Origin of the sequence: Nostoc sp. LEGE 12447 (genome assembly GCF_015206985.1) — a bacterium.
In the GTDB taxonomy this organism is placed as follows: domain Bacteria; phylum Cyanobacteriota; class Cyanobacteriia; order Cyanobacteriales; family Nostocaceae; genus Nostoc.
The window spans coordinates 44,269-64,005 of sequence record NZ_JADEXT010000013.1 but is presented as its reverse complement, the minus strand read 5'-3'; the positions used below and the strand labels follow the sequence as shown (position 1 = coordinate 64,005).

Annotated in this window: 19 protein-coding genes; 7 read left to right on the top strand and 12 right to left on the bottom strand. The window is 41.2% G+C overall.

Annotated elements, in window-relative coordinates:
* Positions 1 to 15: 15 nt before the first annotated feature.
* Entirely contained in the window at positions 16 to 708 is a 693-nt protein-coding gene (gene lipB / locus IQ274_RS15690) for a lipoyl(octanoyl) transferase LipB (RefSeq protein WP_163927365.1), read from the bottom strand.
* Between the two features lie 619 nt (positions 709 to 1,327).
* On the opposite strand from lipB, the gene hpf reads away from it, so the two are divergent.
* The gene (hpf, locus tag IQ274_RS15685; protein ID WP_194142802.1) at positions 1,328 to 1,972 is read left to right on the top strand and encodes a ribosome hibernation-promoting factor, HPF/YfiA family; all 645 of its coding nucleotides are present in this window, start codon (positions 1,328 to 1,330) and stop codon (positions 1,970 to 1,972) included.
* A gap of 89 nt (positions 1,973 to 2,061) precedes the next feature.
* Here hpf and IQ274_RS15680 read toward each other — a convergent pair whose 3' ends face one another.
* Complete coding sequence (locus tag IQ274_RS15680) at positions 2,062 to 2,520, bottom strand: peroxiredoxin (RefSeq protein WP_114082494.1); 459 nt, start codon at positions 2,518 to 2,520, stop codon at positions 2,062 to 2,064.
* A gap of 118 nt (positions 2,521 to 2,638) precedes the next feature.
* On the opposite strand from IQ274_RS15680, the gene IQ274_RS15675 reads away from it, so the two are divergent.
* The gene (locus tag IQ274_RS15675; RefSeq protein ID WP_194142801.1) at positions 2,639 to 3,766 is read left to right on the top strand and encodes an acyltransferase family protein; all 1,128 of its coding nucleotides are present in this window, start codon (positions 2,639 to 2,641) and stop codon (positions 3,764 to 3,766) included.
* 26 nt (positions 3,767 to 3,792) lie between these two features.
* On the opposite strand, the gene IQ274_RS37370 is transcribed toward IQ274_RS15675, so the two are convergent.
* A complete protein-coding gene (locus IQ274_RS37370) occupies positions 3,793 to 3,921 on the bottom strand; it encodes a hypothetical protein (RefSeq protein WP_265578547.1) in 129 nt (42 codons plus the stop codon).
* A gap of 398 nt (positions 3,922 to 4,319) precedes the next feature.
* On the opposite strand from IQ274_RS37370, the gene IQ274_RS15670 reads away from it, so the two are divergent.
* Positions 4,320 to 5,024 carry a CAP domain-containing protein gene (locus IQ274_RS15670; RefSeq protein WP_194142800.1) on the top strand — a complete coding sequence of 235 codons (705 nt, stop codon included), beginning with the start codon at positions 4,320 to 4,322 and terminating at the stop codon, positions 5,022 to 5,024.
* Between the two features lie 37 nt (positions 5,025 to 5,061).
* Here the strand turns inward: IQ274_RS15670 and IQ274_RS15665 are convergent, their stop codons facing one another.
* Together IQ274_RS15665 and IQ274_RS15660 are read right to left on the bottom strand one after the other, a co-directional pair.
* A complete protein-coding gene (locus IQ274_RS15665) occupies positions 5,062 to 6,441 on the bottom strand; it encodes a carotenoid oxygenase family protein (protein ID WP_194142799.1) in 1,380 nt (459 codons plus the stop codon).
* The gene (locus tag IQ274_RS15660) at positions 6,442 to 7,008 is read right to left on the bottom strand and encodes a PadR family transcriptional regulator (protein ID WP_163927369.1); all 567 of its coding nucleotides are present in this window, start codon (positions 7,006 to 7,008) and stop codon (positions 6,442 to 6,444) included.
* Positions 7,009 to 7,404: 396 nt separating this feature from the next.
* Between IQ274_RS15660 and IQ274_RS15655 the strand changes: the two genes are divergently transcribed.
* Positions 7,405 to 7,818, top strand: coding sequence for a hypothetical protein (locus IQ274_RS15655; RefSeq protein WP_194142798.1), 414 nt, complete (start codon positions 7,405 to 7,407; stop codon positions 7,816 to 7,818).
* A gap of 147 nt (positions 7,819 to 7,965) precedes the next feature.
* On the opposite strand, the gene IQ274_RS15650 is transcribed toward IQ274_RS15655, so the two are convergent.
* On the bottom strand, positions 7,966 to 10,077 hold the full coding sequence (locus tag IQ274_RS15650; protein ID WP_194142797.1) for a M3 family metallopeptidase: 2,112 nt from the start codon (positions 10,075 to 10,077) through the stop codon (positions 7,966 to 7,968).
* A 265-nt stretch (positions 10,078 to 10,342) separates the two neighbouring features.
* Between IQ274_RS15650 and IQ274_RS15645 the strand changes: the two genes are divergently transcribed.
* Positions 10,343 to 11,038 carry a Uma2 family endonuclease gene (locus IQ274_RS15645; RefSeq protein ID WP_194142796.1) on the top strand — a complete coding sequence of 232 codons (696 nt, stop codon included), beginning with the start codon at positions 10,343 to 10,345 and terminating at the stop codon, positions 11,036 to 11,038.
* A 282-nt stretch (positions 11,039 to 11,320) separates the two neighbouring features.
* Positions 11,321 to 12,277: a hypothetical protein gene (locus IQ274_RS15640; RefSeq protein ID WP_163927372.1), complete on the top strand. Its 957-nt coding sequence runs from the start codon at positions 11,321 to 11,323 to the stop codon at positions 12,275 to 12,277.
* A gap of 562 nt (positions 12,278 to 12,839) precedes the next feature.
* Here the strand turns inward: IQ274_RS15640 and IQ274_RS15635 are convergent.
* On the bottom strand, positions 12,840 to 14,660 hold the full coding sequence (locus tag IQ274_RS15635; protein WP_163927373.1) for an ABC transporter ATP-binding protein: 1,821 nt from the start codon (positions 14,658 to 14,660) through the stop codon (positions 12,840 to 12,842).
* A gap of 89 nt (positions 14,661 to 14,749) precedes the next feature.
* Positions 14,750 to 15,550 (bottom strand): DUF6816 family protein, encoded by an 801-nt coding sequence (locus tag IQ274_RS15630; RefSeq protein WP_163927374.1) that lies wholly within the window; start codon positions 15,548 to 15,550, stop codon positions 14,750 to 14,752.
* Positions 15,551 to 15,833: 283 nt separating this feature from the next.
* On the opposite strand from IQ274_RS15630, the gene IQ274_RS15625 reads away from it, so the two are divergent.
* The gene (locus IQ274_RS15625) at positions 15,834 to 16,949 is read left to right on the top strand and encodes a toll/interleukin-1 receptor domain-containing protein (protein WP_163927375.1); all 1,116 of its coding nucleotides are present in this window, start codon (positions 15,834 to 15,836) and stop codon (positions 16,947 to 16,949) included.
* A gap of 40 nt (positions 16,950 to 16,989) precedes the next feature.
* Here the strand turns inward: IQ274_RS15625 and IQ274_RS15620 are convergent, their stop codons facing one another.
* The 4 genes from IQ274_RS15620 to rpsP form a co-directional block, all read right to left on the bottom strand.
* Positions 16,990 to 17,394 carry a ChuX/HutX family heme-like substrate-binding protein gene (locus IQ274_RS15620; RefSeq protein ID WP_163927376.1) on the bottom strand — a complete coding sequence of 135 codons (405 nt, stop codon included), beginning with the start codon at positions 17,392 to 17,394 and terminating at the stop codon, positions 16,990 to 16,992.
* A gap of 91 nt (positions 17,395 to 17,485) precedes the next feature.
* A complete protein-coding gene (locus IQ274_RS15615; RefSeq protein WP_163927377.1) occupies positions 17,486 to 18,439 on the bottom strand; it encodes a PhoH family protein in 954 nt (317 codons plus the stop codon).
* A 462-nt stretch (positions 18,440 to 18,901) separates the two neighbouring features.
* Positions 18,902 to 19,336, bottom strand: a complete 435-nt coding sequence (locus tag IQ274_RS15610) for a KH domain-containing protein (RefSeq protein WP_163927378.1) — start codon at positions 19,334 to 19,336, stop codon at positions 18,902 to 18,904.
* A complete protein-coding gene (rpsP, locus tag IQ274_RS15605; protein ID WP_012409382.1) occupies positions 19,299 to 19,559 on the bottom strand; it encodes a 30S ribosomal protein S16 in 261 nt (86 codons plus the stop codon). Before rpsP ends, IQ274_RS15610 begins: the two co-directional genes overlap by 38 nt.
* Between the last annotated feature and the right edge of the window lie 178 nt (positions 19,560 to 19,737).

Sequence of the window (19,737 nt, the reverse complement as noted above, 5' to 3'; positions counted from 1 at the left end):
AAATACAGACTAAATTTACTCAGACCGGAAAAAGTCTTGAGGCTGTGATTCGATTACTTCCACTCCAAATACTTCAGCAAAGCACTGTGCCATATAAAAACGGACTTCTTGGCAAGTAATACCTGGAATCCACTCGGCTAAACTGCCTACAGGTTTATCAGAAATACCGCAGGGTACAATGCGCTCAAAGCCTTTCATATCTGGACAAACATTTAATGCAAAGCCGTGCATAGTAATCCAACGGCTGACTTTAATCCCAATAGCCGCAACTTTTCGCCCTTGTAACCAAACACCAGTAAAAGCTGGAATTCTTTCTCCCTGCAACCCATAAACTCTCAATACGCGAATTATGACTTCTTCGAGTTGGCGTAAGTACCAATGCAGGTCTTTACGATAACGTTGCAGATTTAAAATTGGATACCCCACTAGTTGACCGGGACAATGATAAGTAACTTCGCCGCCTCTTTCAACTCGATGCACATCATATTCACCTTTATCAATATCAAATTTGATAAAGTCTGAGTTGCTTCCTTGCCCCAAAGTGTAGACAGGTGGATGTTCTAGCAAAATTAACACGTCATCTAGACTAGGGTCATGGATGCGTTCAGTGAGGAGCGATCGCTGCCATCCATGAGCATCTAAGTAAGGCATTAATCCTTGGTTATACAGCAAACAAAGGTTATTGTGTGATTCTTTACTACGGATCATGCCAAAAATCAACTGGTATTAGGAATAAAATATATTGCGATTTACAGGATTGAAGTCCAAAAGTGTCAAGATTTGCAAAGGATTTTAAAGGAAAGTCAAGGGAACATGCATTAGAAAATACAAAGTGCTAGTTTGAATATACAACCTCAATAGGTTTTAGGAGGAATTCTCTGCAATAAGCATCATGCCAAGACAATTAAGAACGATGCACTGGCTGATGACTCTAATAATCTTGTTTTGCATATTAAAGCAAGATCAACTTCTATAAATACTCGTGTTGTCGATCAACAGAGAGTAAACCTCAATCGGACACAGAAGGAGCAACTATCAACAGTTCTGTAAGCGTTGTTTTAATAGAGAAGACAGTTACGAGAGCTACCGCTAAAATTTCCTCACCAAATAGTTCTATGTGGAAATCCAATTGGATATCAGCGCAGAGATGAGGAGGAAAATTAAGGGTATAATGAGCAAAAACTTAGATGCAGTAAGCTTAAAGATAGCTTACCAGCATTAGATAGAAACAGTTCACAATTTGTTTTGGCGGGAGTAATAGACCTTACCGCAATTTCTTTTCATACAAAGCAAATTCACACATCAAATATTCAGTGGGAGAGTTTACATGAAGCTTGTCATCCACAGCAAAAATATTGAAATCACCGATGCGATTCGGGAATATGTACATCAAAAGATTGAAAAAGCAGCTAGTCACTTTCAGAGCATCACAAATGAAGTGGATGTGCATCTTAGCGTAGCCCGTAATCCTCGAATTAATACTAGACAAGCAGCTGAAGTAACTATTTACGCTAATGGTAGCGTTATCCGTGCCGAGGAAAGTAGCGAAAATCTATATGCCAGCATTGACTTAGTTGCAGATAAAATTGCCCGTCAACTGCGGAAATATAAAGAACGCCGTCAAGATCAAAAAACTCAGCCCCAACCAACAGAAGTAGTTGTTGCAGAGTCGGTAGTCCCAGATTTAATTGGCGATCGCACTCCCGAATTGCCCAACGAAGTCGTCCGCACCAAATACTTTTCCATGCCACCGATGACCCTTGCAGAAGCCCTGGAACAACTGCAACTTGTGGGACACGACTTTTATATGTTCCGTAATTCTGAAACTGGAGAGATTAATGTAATTTATGAACGCAACCACGGCGGTTATGGTGTGATTCATCCCCGCAATAGTAACGGTCATACTAACGGCAAGAATGGCAAGTCAAGCCACAATAATATTGTCATGCCGGAAAAGTTGCATTCTAAATAGGGGCTAGGGAGAAGCGACTGGGGACTGGAGACTGGGTACTGGGAAAGAGTTTCTCAATCCCCAGTACCCAATCCCTAATCCCCAATCCCTCATTTTGCAATCTGTTGCAAAGTTTTCAATGCTTCCTCAACATGACCTTTAAAGTTCAACATTGAATCAAAAACGTATTGCACAACTCCCTGTTGGTCTATGACGTAAGTAACGCGACCAGGGAATAAGCCAAAGGCTGCTGTTGCGCCATATAGCTTCCGTACTTGGTCGCCTTTGTCAGTTAACAGGGTAAAAGGTAGATTATATTTTGCAGCAAATTTTTGGTGAGATTCGCTAGAGTCAGCACTCACGCCGACAACTTCAGCACCAACACTTTTAAACACTTCATATTGATCACGAAAGGCGCAGGATTCAGCCGTACATCCGGGTGTGTCATCCTTGGGATAAAAATATAGGACAACAGCTTTCGTGCCGCGAAAATCTTGAAGGCTCACTGTTGAACCGTTTTGAGCAGGTAGAGTGAAATTAGGAGCAGTATCTCCAACTTTGACTGGCATAACAAATGGTGGTAATTACTTAACAAAATTTTACCTTGTATCCGAGTATATAAATTTTGCTTGATTAGCTGCATGAGGCGGAGTAACTTAGATACTCATCAAAGAAAAAATTCCCTTTATGCGCCTGACTTCACTGGATGTTTTTCGCGGCATTACGATCGCTGCTATGATTCTCGTCAATATGGCGGGAGTCGCAGATGATGTATATCCTCCCTTAGCCCACGCCGATTGGCACGGTTGCACGCCAACTGATTTGGTATTCCCTTTCTTTCTCTTCATTGTTGGTGTAGCGATGACTTTCTCGCTGTCAAAGTACACCGAAGATAACAAACCAACTTCAGCTATTTACTGGCGTATCTTCCGCCGCGCCGCTATTCTGTTTGCCTTGGGATTGCTACTAAATGGCTTTTGGAATCAAGGTGTTTGGACTTTTGATTTGAGTAGCATCCGCATTATGGGAGTATTACAGCGCATCAGCATTACCTATCTCCTGGCTTCCTTGATAGTTCTCAACCTTCCGCGCAAAGGTCAATGGATACTTGCAGCAGTAATACTCATTGGCTACTGGCTAATGATGATGTATCTACCAGTGCCAGATTATGGCGCGGGAGTTCTAACACGAGAAGGTAATTTGGGCGCTTATATTGACCGGATGATTATTCCCAAAGCACATCTATATAAAGGTGATGGTTTCAAATTTATGGGAGATCCAGAGGGACTGTTCAGTACTATTCCTGCGATAGTAAGCGTTCTCGCTGGCTACTTTACAGGTCAATGGATACGCAGCCAACCTGTACAATCACGCACAAGCATCGGGTTAGGATTATTTGGAGTTGGTTGTTTAATTATCGGTTGGGCGTGGGGCTGGACATTTCCCATCAACAAAAAGCTGTGGACAAGTTCTTATGTAGTCTTTACTAGCGGTTGGGCATTACTTTTGCTAGCAGCTTGTTATGAACTCATCGAAGTCCGGCTGAATCGTCGCTGGAGTAAACCTTTTGAAATTATGGGCTTAAATGCGATCGCTCTTTTCGTTCCATCTGTTTTGTTGATTAAAATCTTAGTGAAAACCACTATCGGCACAGGCAAAGACGCTCCCAGTACCTACAATTGGATTTACCAGAATTTTTTCGCATCTTGGGCAGGACTTCTGAATGGTTCCCTGTTGTTTGCTCTAGTCACCGTGTTTTTGTGGTGGGGTATTGGTGTTCTGATGTATCAGCAACGTTGGTTTCTCAAAGTGTAATATTATATCTGGTAAATCACACGTCATTAGTTAATTGCGAGTAAAATTAGCGATCGCCTACGGCGGGCACTTGCGCCATCGCAAGGTTCTTTTCGGGCTTGTTTCCCTGCACTGAAAAAAAGCGATCGCAATAACACTTGTTTAAGCGGACACAATATCAACTCTGCGTTTTACTGTTAAACGCAAATATGCAAATAAAAAATTTGCATTATATTTTCTACTAGCCAATATTCTGAATTAATTTACTTCAAAGCAGCCGTAATAAAGTAAAAATATTTTTTTTAGTTTACGTTTGAGTGTTAACTAGGTTACAACAGGTATTAAGTAATCTTTTTTTAACACTCAAGGAACAAAGACGATCGCAGGGTTATCTATAACTCTTAATAAACTCATTTTCGTTCTTATTAGGCAACTGATAGAAATTCTGATGTCTGACAACAAGCCGTTTCTAAAATTTAGAATAAAGAAGCGTCTAGAAACTTCTCTACGTGTTGAAAATTATTATTTCTTCTAATTCACTAAATTAATGCATACAAAAATTGTGAGGTAATGAATGCATCGCATTAAACTTTGGGTACTTTTGCCAGTTACCCTGATATTGGGTTGCTCAAATCAACTATTGCAATCTAGCCCATCTGTGGCAAACTCGAATCCAGCCGTAGTTCAACCAACCAGTCCAACGCTATTAGCAAGTGCGAGTTATCTTTCACCGTTGGAACAACAGGTAATTATTGAAACGAATAAGGTACGAACAAATCCCAAATCATATCTCCCGATTCTGGAAAACTATAAGAAGCGCTTTGAAGGGAACCGAGTCAAAATTTCTAATAATACCTATTTGCGAACTCAAGAAGGAGTCAAAGCAGTCGATGAAGCGATCGCATTTTTGAAATCTGCACGTCCTGTAGGAGCGTTGAGTGCCTCTAAAGGTATGTCTTTAGGAGCAAAAGACCATGTTAAAGACCAAGGGCCAAAAGGTGTTACAGGTCATGATGGTAGCGATGGTAGCAACCCTTTTACTCGCATCAACCGCTATGGTGCATGGCAAACAACGGCTGGCGAAAATATTAGTTATGGCCCAAACACTGCCCAAGATATCGTCATGCAATTAATTATTGATGATGGCGTGCGCGATCGCGGCCATAGAAAAAATATATTTAACGGCGCTTTTAAAGTGTCTGGCGTTGCTTATGGAACTCACAAATCATATAGAACAATCTGCGTAATTGACTACGCTGGAGGTTATAGGGAAAAATAATTTGAGTAGGGGCGGTTTGTAACCGCCCATTTAGCTATTACTGTGCAACCCAAGCACCATGAAATCCATAAGGTACTCGTTGAGGAATTATCACCCGCGCTACAGGTTCAGCAGTTAAATCTTGGGCATTCACGACTACTAATTCTGAAGTGTTTGAATTCTCATCATGAACGAAAGTCACAAGCCAGCCATCATCCTCAGCAATTGCACCAGGACGCGGCGCAAACACAGCTTCACCACCATAGCGTCCCTGTCCGAATTCGTGGGTTTGAGAATTTCCACTGTTTAAATCGTACTTAATGATACCTTCAAATAAAGGTAATGAACTATTCGCCATTTTGTTACTGTAGCCATATCGGGTTTGCCGCCCCAATAGATTTTCGTTGACGCGGGGAAATTCTGACGCTACATCATCTAACATCTCCTCACGCACTGTCCCCGTGCTGAGATTAAATCGCCAGCGATACAAACGCGGGATATTTCCTTCTGGGTCGGGTTGGGAATCATCAGAAATCAACACAGTAGTAGAACTCATACGACAGGCGATAAGCACTACTTCATCTCCATCTTCGTAAGCATTGAGGGTATGGAAGACGTAGCAAGAGGGGCTCTCAAACCATCGGATATTACTGTTATCACCATGACGTGGTAGAATGCCAAAACGACTGGGGCGATCGCGCTCAAACATCATCACAGGTTCTCCTCGTTGCGATCGCTCGGCGCTAAAAGTCAACGGCAAATCCATAAAAATGGTGTAGTTTTCAGTGATGGCGAAATCGTGCATCATCACTCCTATGGAGAGGTCAATTGGCACTGTCCGCAAAAGTTCGCCTTGTGCTGAGACAACACTATATTGCAGGTATGGTGGCGTAAACACAGAGTAGCCAAAGAAGATCATCTCGCCCGTCACCGGGTCTACCTTGGGATGAGCTGTGAAGGCAGAAATTAGCTTCCCATTGTAGCTATACTCCCCAATGGTTTCTAATTCAGGAAGCTTGATGGCGTGAGGTTTACCACTTTCGTTCAGTGCCAACATCTGACCCGCGTGCCATACTAAGGCGGTATTGGCAGTGTTTTTGCGGGGGCCGTGGGGATTATCCATTCGCGGTGGTTCTAAAAGCCCACTCCACAGAGCCTCACCCGCTTCTCGTTCTTTTTTCCATCCGTCTGTCTGAACGTAGCGGTTACGATAAGTGGCTACGCCGTTGCTAATTTGCACACCATGTAGCATCCCATCTCCGTCAAACCAGTGATATTGACCAATGGGTGTCCATTGAGGGTTAGGGCCATTCCGTACAAACATCCCCGATAAATCAAGGGGTAATTCACCGATGACTGGCAATTTGTCGGTGGTGATTTCTTCACGGATTGGAGCAAAATTGCGATCGAGATAAGGATTTACTGCTATTGTTGGCATTTATAAAATTTGGTAATGTGATGGATATGGCTTTTGGTGAGCGATAACATTAATCGCTGTCTTCAACCAATTAATATAAGTCTGTTCTCTTCTGATTAACAACTCCAGCACCAGCCTTTGCATTACCTGCTCACGGTTGGCAGAATCATCACCAAGTGAAGGCAAATCAATGATTTCGCATTCAGCAAGCTTTTTGCTTCGAGCCGCCAATTGTTGCTCCAGTAGGTGAATGATTGCTTCATTCGACAACTGATCTGCAAAATGCAACTGGACTAGCAAAGGTTCTCGTAAAGTTGGTAACGGCTGATGAGTCCCAAGCCATTGGGCAAATTCAGCTTTCCCTAGCTCCGTCACAGTGTAAACTTTGCGATTGGGGCGATCGTGCTGAATCTCAATCGTACAGGTAATCCAGCCTTGCTCAACTAGCTTATCGAGAGTTCTGTAAATTTGTGCCTGGTCTGCTGGCCACAAATGGGCAATACATTGATCAAAGCAGCTGGTTTTAAGGTCGTAGCCCGTCATTTCTTGCTGCTGAAGAAGACCTAGAATTACGTATGCTAGGGACATTAGGACTGTTTTCCCATAATTGACATTTTCTCACTAGGTTCTATAACTATCTACTTCTTATAAGTTTATGCTAATATATGATTAATCCGATATAAGATGTAACGCTTATAAAAAGATATGTTGATTTTTATACGTCTTAACAAGGAAACCGAATAGATTAACTGAGTGCAGATGGCTAATAGTGCTGTTTGCACAAGACAATGAGGGAGTGGCGATATATCTTGACTGTCGATCTAGTTAGAGTGTCTTGGAGAGAAAGTTGGAGCGGCAAGCGTCTATGCATCGCTACGGTATCACTCAACAAGCCAGTTGTTCGCTACAGTCTATTGGTGATAAATACTGACGCAGCAATTATTTAAGCTATTGAAGACTATTGTAACGAGAGGATGATTAACATTGACTTCTAACACACTTTCACAAAGAATACGTCAACATCAATATCTGCGTGATTTACGAAATAAATTACTCCACCTTCATAAGATGTTGTTGGAAACAGAACGCATTGCCTATGAACAGGTTAGTGGACGAGTATCAAGCGGAGAATTACTTCAGCTAGTTATCGCTCATGAACAATTTGCTTGGCTGCATCGCATTTCTGAGGTAGTTGTGCAAGTTGATGAAATGCTCGAAGCTGATGAACCGATATCAATGGACGATTTTGAAAAGTTGATTACTGATGTCCGCACGCTGATTGTACCGTTAGAGACAGGCAATACCTTCGAGAGAAAGTATTATAATGCTCTCCAGCGCGAACCATCTGCTGTGTTGGCACATGCGGAAATATCAAGGTTTCTCACGTCTAAAGTTTAAGTCTTTCCCTGTGACTTCGACAGGGCAAGACTTGGGGTAAAATCCACTAGTATCAGAATAACGAGCTTTGCGATCGCTAAATGCTAGATAACAAAGAGTTGATGCGAGTAGGGAGGTTGCAATGCAACCTCCCTACAGTGGTATTGTTTAGTTTACAGCAGCACTGACTAAACCATTGTGTCTGAGTAAAGCGATCGTACTTGGTTCACGACCCCGAAAAGTTTTAAATACCTCCATTGGGTGCTGACCACCACCAAGTGCGAGTACCGTATCCCGATAACGCCGACCTGTAGCTTTTATAGCCTCTTCATCTTCTAGACCAGCTTCTTCAAAAGCGGCAAAAGCATCAGCACTCAGTACCTCGGCCCACTTATAACTGTAGTAACCCGCCGCATAACCACCCTCAAAAATATGCCCAAAAGCACATAAAATTGCATCTTCTGGAAGTGGCTGTAAAACGGTAGTAGTCTTGGCTATGCGATGACGCACATCTGATGGAGTTTCACTACTACCAGGGTGATAGCGGTAGTGTAGTTCTAAATCAAGACTGCTTAGGTGAATCTGCCGCAACATAGCAGTGCCACTCATATAATTACGCGCCGCTAGCAGCTTTTGATAATAATGCTCCGGTAGGGCTTCACCAGTTTCATAATGCTTCGCCATTCCAAAGAAAGTGGTTCGCTCATAGCACCAGTTTTCCATAAACTGACTAGGTAGTTCCACTGCATCCCACTCCACATTATTGATGCCTGCAGCTCCGGGATAATTAACCTTAGTAAGCAGATGGTGCAATCCATGACCAAACTCGTGGAACAAAGTCTCTACTTCATAGAAGGTCATTAAACTAGGTTTACCATCTACGGGAGGACTTTGATTACACACTAAATAAGCTATTGGTAAGCGGATGGTAGTGACACCATTTTCAGTGATTTTGGCCCGATTGATGCACACATCCATCCAAGCACCACCGCGTTTTTCGGCTGGACGGCTGTAAGGGTCTAAGTAGAAGTAGGCTATGGGAGAACCAGTTTCGTCAGCAATTTGGAAATAACGTACATCCTCATGCCAGACTGGGGCTTGACCATCGGCAGAAGTGACAGTAACACCAAACAGCCGCTTGACTAATCCAAATAAGCCGTCTAACACTTGGGGAAGCGGAAAGTAGGGACGCAATTCTTCAGCAGTAAAGGCAAATTTTGCTTCTCGTTGGCGTTCTGCCCAAAAGCTGATATCCCAGTGTTTTAAATCCTCAGCTTCTGCTGCTCCCTGTGCTGCTGCAAAAGCTTTGAGTTCTACCAAGTCTTTGACAGCAGCATCATAACTAGCATGGCGTAGTTCTTCTAATAGGGCGTTGACTGCCTCAACATTAGGAGCCATTTTACTAGCCAGACTCAATTGAGCAAAACTTTTAAAGCCTAATATATCTGCGAGTTCTTGGCGCAACTTCAAAATGCGCTCAATTAAGGGGTTGTTATCTAAATCGCCAGTAGAAGCGCGGGTGATATGAGCTTTGTAGAGCTTTTCACGCAAATCTCGCCGGGTGCTGTGCTGCATGAAAGGGCCATAGCTGGGGAAGTCTAAAGTAATCCGCCAAGGGCCATTTTCTGGGGTGGCGTTACTTTCGCCTGCTGCACGAGCAACTTGGGCTGCTAGACTCACTAAGCTTGGTGGTAAACCTTCAATTTCCGCTTGTGTTGTCAGGGTTAAGCTGAAGGCTTTCGTGGCATCAAGTACATGGTTAGAAAATTTGGTAGAAAGTTCTGCTAACTCCATCTGTATGGCGTTGAAACGCTCTCTGACCTCTCCTTCTAAGCCAACACCAGAAAGTTCTGCATCTCGAATGGCGGCTTCTACAATGCGCTGTTGGGCTAATTCTAAAGTTGCCCAATTGTCACTGGTACGGAGTGCTTTAAAAGCATTGTAAATAGGTTGACTTTGACCGAGCTTGTTGATAAATTGTACGACTAGTGGCTGTACGATTTCATGAGCTTCGCGCAGTTCCGGGCTATTTTTAACACCCATTAAATGATTCACCACCCCCCAACTCCAGGTAAGCCGTTCTGTCAGCTTTTCTAAAGGTTCTACTAAACCACTCCAAGTAGGCTGTACACTAGCTTCTAAGGTGGCAAGCTGCTGGTCAAGTTCTGCCAACAGCTGATTGAAGGCTGGTACTACTCGTTCTGGTTTAATCTCTGCAAAGGGAGGTAAGCCAACGCCTTGGAGTAAGGGATTTTCGGAAATAATGGTACTTGCACTCATGGTTTTGTGTGAACTGCGAACGAATAAAAATCAACAATGATTTTTATTTATATATATCTTCTAATGTAGCGATCGCTGTACTAAATAGTCTTGCCATTCTGATAAAAAGGCAAAAAAAGCGAGAATGACTCACAAATTTATCCTGATACAGCTATTTTGTTTCCTTTGTGAAAGATGTCTCACACAATGACAGTTCCAGAAATATCAGCGAAAGTGTCTGAGATAATATAGTTATCCACCCATATTTTCAATCAGGTGGCTAATTATGACTAGCCTTTTACCGAGTTCTCAATCAACAGAAGTTTTTTATCCAAGCTCGGATGGTGAACCTTTGGCAGAAAGTTATGTTCATTTATGCGCTCTACTGGCAACTTTAGAAGTATTGAGGCAATATTTGCTGGGTAGGCAAGCAACAGTTTTGAGTAACCAGTTTCTCTACTATGCTCAAGGTTTTCCGAGATTGCGAGTAGCTCCAGATGTAATGGTGATTTTTAATGTTGCTCCTGGAGGTCGGGATAATTACAAAATATGGGAAGAGGGACAAGTACCTGTAGTCGTCTTTGAGATGACCTCGGAGGGTACTAAAAACCAGGATATGGGCTTCAAAAAGACGTTGTATGAGCAGTTAGGGGTACTGGAATACTGGTTATTTGACCCCAAGGGAGAGTGGATTAAGGAGCAATTGCAAGGGTATCGGCTGCGAGGCGAGGTGTATGAACCAATTACAGATAGTCGATGTGAACCTTTGCAGCTGCGGTTGCAAATAGAGGGAGAACTGATTGGTTTTTATCGAGAAGACACTGGGGAAAAGTTACTGATTCCAGAGGAATTGGCAGAGGCGCTGAAACAAGAAAGATTAGCGAGGGAACAAGCCCAAGAGCAAGTAAAACAAGCAGAGTTGCAGGTAGAAAGGTTGAGGGAACAGTTACGATCGCTTGGTGTTGACCCTGATAGTATTTAGCTAACTTAACTTGAATTTATGCGATCGCCAAAAGACATCATAATGTAGTATGTCAAACAGGTAGCTCGTCCGCCAGCATCGGCGTTAACCTAAAAGCGCAGTTTCAGTTCAAGAATCTTACGCTTTTTAAGCGTGGGAGTGTTAAATTAACTGAGCGCGATCGAGCATCTTTACCGAACCGAGAAGGAAGGCTCGACTTTTATGATTTTATTTGGCAACTCATCTTTTTACTCGTAAAATCGAAGACAAGATCAAGGTCAGTAGAAAAGAGTCCCTAAATTAATGAATACGTTAATCAGTCAGGGTGGAAGAGTTATCACCAAACCTCAGATGGTAGATCGAATAAATGATATCGGTTGGCAAGCTCACCAAGGGAGCGTTGCTGCGATTATTCAGTTATTAAATGAAAAGCTAGCCAAATCTGGTGTCAGAACTAGAGCCATTTTTTCTGATGGTGTTTTACAACTTCTGTGTGAGGCGGCTAGGATAGAGCAACTTGAGCAATCTCACCTCGTAGAACAAATCCAGCAAATTCTTGAGTCTATTGCTCCGCGCCACATTCGCCGAGTCAATATCAACAGTCGGATTGTTCGAGAACAACAATTACTATGGTTAAAAGAGATAGATAGCGATCGCGACAACCAATTGCTCTGGTCACAGGAAATCGCCTTAATTCAGCCTAATATTGTAAAGCAATTAATTAAAGATTTTACAGAAGCTCAAGCTGACTTAGGAAAACCAAATTTTCCTAAAACTCAAGTCTCTCGTCCTTTGGTACTTATTAACAAAGAAAAACATAGTAATACACCTAAAACCAAAGTATTAGCAGCTGCTGGTTTATGCTCACTGTTGTTACTTAGTTGGATTGTTTATGCCCAGTTAGGTGATAAACTGAAAAACCTAATGCAACCACAAACTTCCAAATCTTTAACTACAGAAAATACTAACCAGAGGAAAGCCCAAACATCATCTCGTGTTCCTAGCAATAGCTTTGATGAGCCATCTGATGACCCATTTGCAATATCTGTGCGAATTGCAAATCAAGCTTCTACATCTGGTAAAACAGCCACAAGCTCAACTCAATGGCTAGAGATCGCTGCTAAGTGGCAACGAGCTTCAGATTTAATGGGTACGGTGCCACAAAACCACAGCCGTTATCAGGAAGCTAAAATTCGGACTCAACTATATAAGAAATATAGTGAGGCGGCACAAAAAGAAGCAGATAAGAGTAAACTTTAGTACCGTTTTGTGTGAAATCGTAGCGTTTTTAAACGCACTAGGTAGCAAAGCTAAGTGCATAAGCGCTTCTCTACGAGACGCTACGCGTAGCTTGCTTCCACGAAGTGGTACGCCTTCGCGTAGGGTAGGGGCACAGAGTCTTGCCAAATTTAACTCGCTACGAATTAGTTAAATCTGTACTTGGTTTTTAACATCTCAATAACAACTTTAATAAATAGCCAATTCCTTGTACTAATGTGAGGATAGCTAATTCTAATTTAGACTTCCAAAAAATTAAATATTCAATAATTTATAATGATTATTAAAAGGCTACTATTTGGTAGTTTTTTAGTACTGCTTTTTATAGTAAATTTTGTAATGATATAATTTTAATATTTTTATATAATATAGAGATATTAAATTGCAAATTTTTATCTTAAGCGATTAGATATACATTAATTAGTAGTAAGATAATGCTGTTAGTTACAATTGGGAAAAATCGACCTTACTGTTAATAAAGTCGATTTAATCAAGCGGATTAATTCATGGAGTCAATCTCAAATCCAAAATGTGGTATTATCCCCTAACTTAGGAGTTCTCCTGTTTCTTGCAGGGAGTGCAAACGGCGGTAAATGCCTTCTTGATGCAAGAGTTCATCGTGGCTACCCACTTCTACAATCTTTCCTTGCTCCAAAACTACAATTTTATCTGCTTCTCGCACTGTACTTAAACGGTGGGCAATCACAATAGTGGTGCAAGTGCCCTGAATCGATCGCATCGCTAGCTGAATTGAACGCTCAGATTCATAATCTAAGCTAGAAGTGGCTTCGTCGAAAATCAGCACATCTGGTTCCACTAGCAACGCCCTTGCAATTCCTAACCGTTGTCTTTGTCCTCCAGATAACCTGACACCTCTTTCTCCTACAACGGTGTAATAACCTTTGGGTAACTGCTGCACTACTTCATCGACTCTGGCGATTCTACAAGCTTCCTGAACCTGCTCAAAACTAGCATGCCGCCTACCATAAGTGAGGTTATCTAATATAGTACCGTTGAAAACGTCTACTTCTTGGTGAACGATCGCTAGCCTTCGTCTATACTTACCCACATTCAAAGTGCTAATATCTTGACCATCAATCAGAATTTGACCTTCTTGAGGTTCAAAATATCGCAACAGCAATTTAACTAAAGTAGACTTACCAGAACCAGAACGCCCAACTAATGCCACTGTTTGGTATGGCTCAATCAACAAGTTAATATCTTGCAAAACTTGACGGTTGGCATCATATCCAAAACTGACGCGGGACAACTCAACTTTCCCAGTAAATTTATAGGGTGATTCTGTCTGGTTGCTCTCTTCTAAAAGACTAGCTGAATCAGATGGAATTGGCTCTTGGAGAAATTCGTGAAACCGCAGCATAGAAGAATAACGACGGGCAAAAAGTTCTCCCAATGTGCTAATAGGTTCTAATTCGGCATAAGCCATGCTAGAAAGAGTTAATGTCATGACAAAGTGACCGAGAGAAATTCTACCGTCTACTGTTGCTGCTAGAGTCAAACCCAAGATAGTAAACACGCAAAACTGAATTACAGTCCTTTGCCAAGTAGCCAGTTTCACATAACCTTTGTGAACGCGATACTCAACTACCATTAGCTCACGATCCAAACGTTGTTTTTGCCGCTTTAGTTCATGAGCTTCAGTAGCAAATGCTTTTACCGTTTTGATGTTGGTGATCAGTTCGGAATTACGGCTTTCCGTATCTTCTGAATATTTATCCAGAATAGTTTCATGCCAAATCAGGTGCTTTAAATCCTTCAAGCTAAAGCCAAGAATAACTACAAAGGAAATCAAATATAAAATCGCAATTCGCCACTCAATCACCAAGATAAACAAGAAAATTCCCAGTACCCGAACTAGTTTAGGAATTAACTGTCCGGCAACTTCGGGGTAAGTAAAAGTGTGGTTAGAAATACCTCTAGCTATTCTTCCAGCAATGCGTCCGGGGTTGTTTTCATCATAAAATTCTAGTGGGAGAGTGAGAATTTTTTCTACGGCTGTTTGGGCTTTCTGGCGACGCAACCTTAAGGATATATCCCAATGAAACCAATGGGTTAACCAAGGTTGGGTTGGCGCTTTGACTACGGTGACAACGAAAACTAAACCCAGTAATACACCCAAAGATAGAGTTTTATTAATAGGGTAATTAGTTATGTCTGAAAAAGTTGCTATCGCACTTTGAAGTGGTTTATCCAAAGGTTGATTAGACAAAACGTTTAAAATCTGCCCAATCGCATAAGGAACAACCAAATCAATAATTTCGTAAATGCTAGATGCTGTAATACTAAAAAGACTCAGCTTCCAGTCAGAGCGAAAGTAATTGACAATATCTTGAAATTTGGCCATGATGCACACCGTCCAAGAGCGCGATCGTGAGCTTGGAATTTATATACTACAAGCGTATTACAAAGTAGTCAAGGGCTATTAGGTTTAAATCATTCTTTTTGAGTACTAGGCATTTGTGCTGGGATAAATTCTAGGCGATAGCGATAGAGAGCAACTGGTTGAGAATTAGCTTTAAAGTAATCTGGATCTTGGGGTGAAAGATAGACAGCAGTAACTTGATCTGCCTCAATTGCCGGATTAGCTGTTGGAAGTTTATGATAAGCAGTGGTAGATTCTACAGAGTTTAAATAGGGGCGTGAACCACCTTTGAATAATTGTTGAAACACTTCTGTGGTGATGAACTTGCCATCAGGAAGAGTTTCTGTAGCTCGTGCAGTCACAATGGAAACTAGTTGGCGACTGCTACGCAGGAATGTAATCTGACGATTAGGTGAATCTGGATCTACTTTGACTGATAACACTGCTTCATCCCCTAAATAAGCTCGTGCCAAATTCAAACTATTAAACGCTCTATCTGCCACCAAATTTGGGGATTTGTAATCTATCTGAGGAAATATTTTTAACCTAGAAATATCTGGTTGTTCTTTTACAAATCTTACTACAAAACTCACAGGCTGATTTAATTGTCGGCGATTACCTTCAAACCCTGGAGTTACGATATCTGGTGCTAAAGGTGCAGCTAAATCTATTAAAGTACTGGTAACTTGCCAATCACCAGCCATCCATTCAGGGTAAACCAAATCACCCGAAGCCGATTGCACTGAAGTTAGTTTTTCCCATTGGGGAAAATTTGCTAACCTTTCAGACAACTCACCTGCAAAAGCTTCGCCACTCCATAGTAGAAACGAAACAACCAAGCAAAAACTCCAAATCGACCTCATTGCAAGCATCGGTAGTGTTTGTTTAATATTTATTTGTTATGGAATAAAAATTTATCTCCAGAAAAATAATGCATTTGAGCTATTGCTCATTATCCAGCTAGCTAATCACACATTGAGCTATGATATCTAGTACATAAATTTTTCAGATATCATAATTGACCATTTGAAAAGTAATTATTACTAGTGTACAATTTCATAAAATGCTAATTATCTAATTCTATAGTATATCAATATATCAATACCATAAATTTTGGTGAGAGCTAAGTAATTTGCAAAATTAGGAAAATAATAAATGAATGCACGTCAAAATGAAGTTTGTTTGCTCTACTCCGAATCGGATAAAGCTATAGCAAGTCTCCTAGAAGATGCTTTAAATTATTATAGTATTAATGTTTGGAAAGCACAAAATATTTCCATAGGAAGTAAAATCATAAATCAAACAACAGAAATGCTAGATAAAGCTAAATTTGTTATAGTTTTATGGTCAAATAATTCTGTAAAATCTGCCTTATTGAAAAACTTGGCTTCGGAAGCAAAAAAAAATAATAAGATTCTGATTCCTGTATTAATTGAAAATATTAGAATCCCTGGAGAATTTTTAGATATTCAACCAGCTTATCTAGTAAATTGGGATGGAGATCACGAAAATGAACAAATTGTCAAACTTTGGAGACTCATCCAAGACAAAGTTTTGAAATATCGTAGTAAAAAAGTAGGTTTTAATCAATTTATCGCTATTTTCGGTCTAGTATTAACAGGATTAAGTGTAATTATTGCTATTACAACTCCAGAAGTTAGATGTTTTTTCAAACTCCAATGTTCCGAAAATACATCTAGCGAAAAAACTATAAAATCTTCTGAAGTTACCTCACAATCACCTGTTGAAACTGATTTGCCAAATCCGATTAAATCAACACCAACACCTCAGCCTATTATTGAAAATCCTTTACCAAATAAAACTTCTGCACCTACAGTTCCTGACAAGAATAACCCAAGTATTCAACAAGAAACAGTATCTCAACAATCGGTCGAAGTAGAAGGGTTTATTTTTAAACTTAAAAGCTGCAAAAGATTAAATGAAAATGTAAAATGTGATGTATTAATAACAAATACCCTCAAGGATAGAGAACTGAGGTTATATGGTAATTATACCTCTAAAAGAAGCAAATTTTTGGATTTAGAGGGTATTACATATCCTGCTGACTCAGTTGAAATTGATGCAATTAAAAATAATTATTACGTTAGTACACAACTTATCCAAAATGCTAATGTTAGGTTGAGTGTGAGTTTTATCGAAATTCCTTTACAAGTCAAGAAAATACAAGTGCTTAACATTCAAGCAGAAGGATTTGACTCACCTAAATCACTTAAAGATATTCAATTTCGTGACATCGTATTATCTAAATAATTGGTGATTGACGGTTTTCTCCAATTACCAATTATCTATATTAAATCTCTGCTGGTAAAGGTTCCCAAACTTCTCCATACTTCTCTTTTAGAGTCTCCCAAGTTTCCACCTGACCGGGTTCATATTCCCCCGGTTTCCCCCATTGTAAAAATAGGCTCAAAGCAGATTCTTGTTTCTCATCTAAAAAGCGAATTGCATAGGTTGTAAAGTTACCTCTTTTTGCCTCACCTGTTTCAAATTTCACCTGAGTGATTTTATCCATATTCAAGTGAAACTCAAAGCCTTCGGTGTGCATATTCGCATACTTACCTTTAGGCAATTCTGCATAAAATAACTTTTCTAGCTTACCTCTTGCTTCTAATACAGCAGCGCTGCTAGTCACAATTAAACGCAAAGTTCCCAAAGTCTCACAAGCTGCTAAAAATTCTTTCAATGTTGTGGTCATTTGTCATTTGTCCTTTGTCAATTGTTATTTGTCGTTGGTTAAACGATGAGTACTAACTAATGCCCTATGCCCAATTCCCAATTCCCAATTCCTATTTTTCGTATTGTTCATAAGCAGCAACAATGCGTTGAACAAGAGGATGGCGCACGACATCTTTTTGGGAAAATTCGCAAAAGGCAATACCTTCAACGTGTTTTAAAATTTGTAAAGCCACTCCTAAACCTGATTGTTGGTGAAGTGGTAAATCTGTTTGTGTCATGTCGCCTGTAATCACCATCCGCGAACGGAAACCCAAACGAGTCAAAACCATTTTCATCTGAGCGGGTGTAGTATTTTGAGCCTCATCGACAATTATAAAGGCGTTATTTAGAGTGCGTCCTCGCATATAGGCAAGTGGCGCGACTTCAATTACACCGCGTTCCATTAAACTGGGTACTTTTTCTGGGTCGATGAATTCGTAAATAGCATCGTAAAGTGGGCGAAGATAGGGATTAACTTTCTGCTGTAAGTCTCCAGGCAAAAAACCAAGTTTTTCACCAGCTTCGACGGCAGGGCGAGTTAAAATTAGCTTTTCAACTTGATTGGCCAGGAGTGCTTGCACGGCAACAACAACGGCAAGATAAGTCTTGCCAGTACCAGCAGGCCCAATCCCAAAGGTGAGATCGCGCCTACGGAGTGCTTCGATATATTGACGCTGGCGAAAGGTTTTAGCACGGACTTCTTCACCCCGGCGACTTTTAGCAAGGACATCTCGCTGTAAATCTTGCAGTTCCCCTTGCCGATCGCTATCTATGGCTTGACGGGCTGTTAAAATATCGGCACTGGTGATGGTATTGCCTTTAATCCAGAGTTCTTCAAGCGATCGCACCAATCGAGAAGCCAGATCAATTTGCTCTTGATTACCAGAAATCATTAATTCCTGTCCGCGTAGCACTAAATTGGCTCCTGTTTGCCGAGATAGGATTTTGAGATTTTCTTCTCCATCTCCCCCAAGAGCGATCGCACTGGAAACATTCGGCAGCTGAATTGTGAAAGCACCTGCCATAGTATTTCTTAATTCGTAAGGATCTATTTTTGACAAAGGTTAATATTTTCTCGCCAAAGGCGAAATTACGCTTTTTTACTTACATTTTAGAAAAATTTTTGCAACAAATTATCGACACTGGTCAAAAAGAGGAAAAGGGGCTGGGGGGAGAATCCCTATAAATGAATGTATTGGCTCTGAAATAAGAATGTATTATTTTTCGTGTTACACATCTCGTTCGCGCAGCGTGCCGTAGGCATAACAAATACTTTTACTTTTGAGCATAAATAAATTTAGTTGCTCTCTAACCCTTGTATCAGGGTAATTTCAGTATATTTCTCCCTGCCCCCTGCTCCCTGCTCCCCTGCCTCTTCGGTGAAGAGTTCAAAAAAAGATCCAAAAATCTTTTTGCTACTTTCCATCTTTACAAAAATTCTGAGCGGAGGTAACTACAACCGCTCAGATTTGCTCTCTAGTTTTAACCTAGCGGAGGCGGGGTTTAACAATGGGTTTAGGCCCATCATTTCCACGCGCTTCTCTCCTAGTCGGCGGTGGCGATCGCTCTTCTGTGTCTTCATCAAAAGACATACCTTCGCGGCCCGGAGTGGTACTGCCGTAGATATCCAGGTATGCTGATTGCCCAGCTGCGGCTGCGGCTGCGGCAATTACTGTACGAATCGCCTGAATATTGCGTCCCCCTCGACCAAACACTTTCCCTTTATCTGTGCTTTCAAAGGCGATGCGAACCCAAACCCGGTTGAGGGCCTGAGAAATTTCACAATCGACACTTAAAGTCTCTGGAGATTCCAAAAATGGCTGCACCAAAAACCGAACCAGATCAACATAGTTGGGACTGGCTGTTGGCAATTTTGTTCCGAAATTATGATGCGGCTGTTGCACTGACCTGTTCAAAAACATTAGCTTTTACTAGAATGCGACGTACGGTGTCAGTGGGTTGAGCGCCTTGTTGTAGTCGCTTGACGATACCGGGAACGTCTAATCGCACTTCATCAGTTCTGGGGTTATAAAATCCCAATTCTTCTAGGGGACGGCCATCGCGGCGAGCGAGGTTGTTAATGGCGACAATGCGGTAACTTGCTTCCCGTTTTTTACCGAATCGCTTCAAGCGCAGTTTGATCATGTTGAAGAATCGTTCTCCTGTTTAGATATTATTTAGCAACTAGTGGGTGAGGAAGCAACCTAAATCTGGCTGTTGCCGAGAAATAGAGGGTTAGTTTCCTCTGCTGATAAATTCTGAGGTCGAAATGCTAATTTTAGCACTGCCTAGCATTTGCTGCTATTAGTCCTTTGTCATTTGT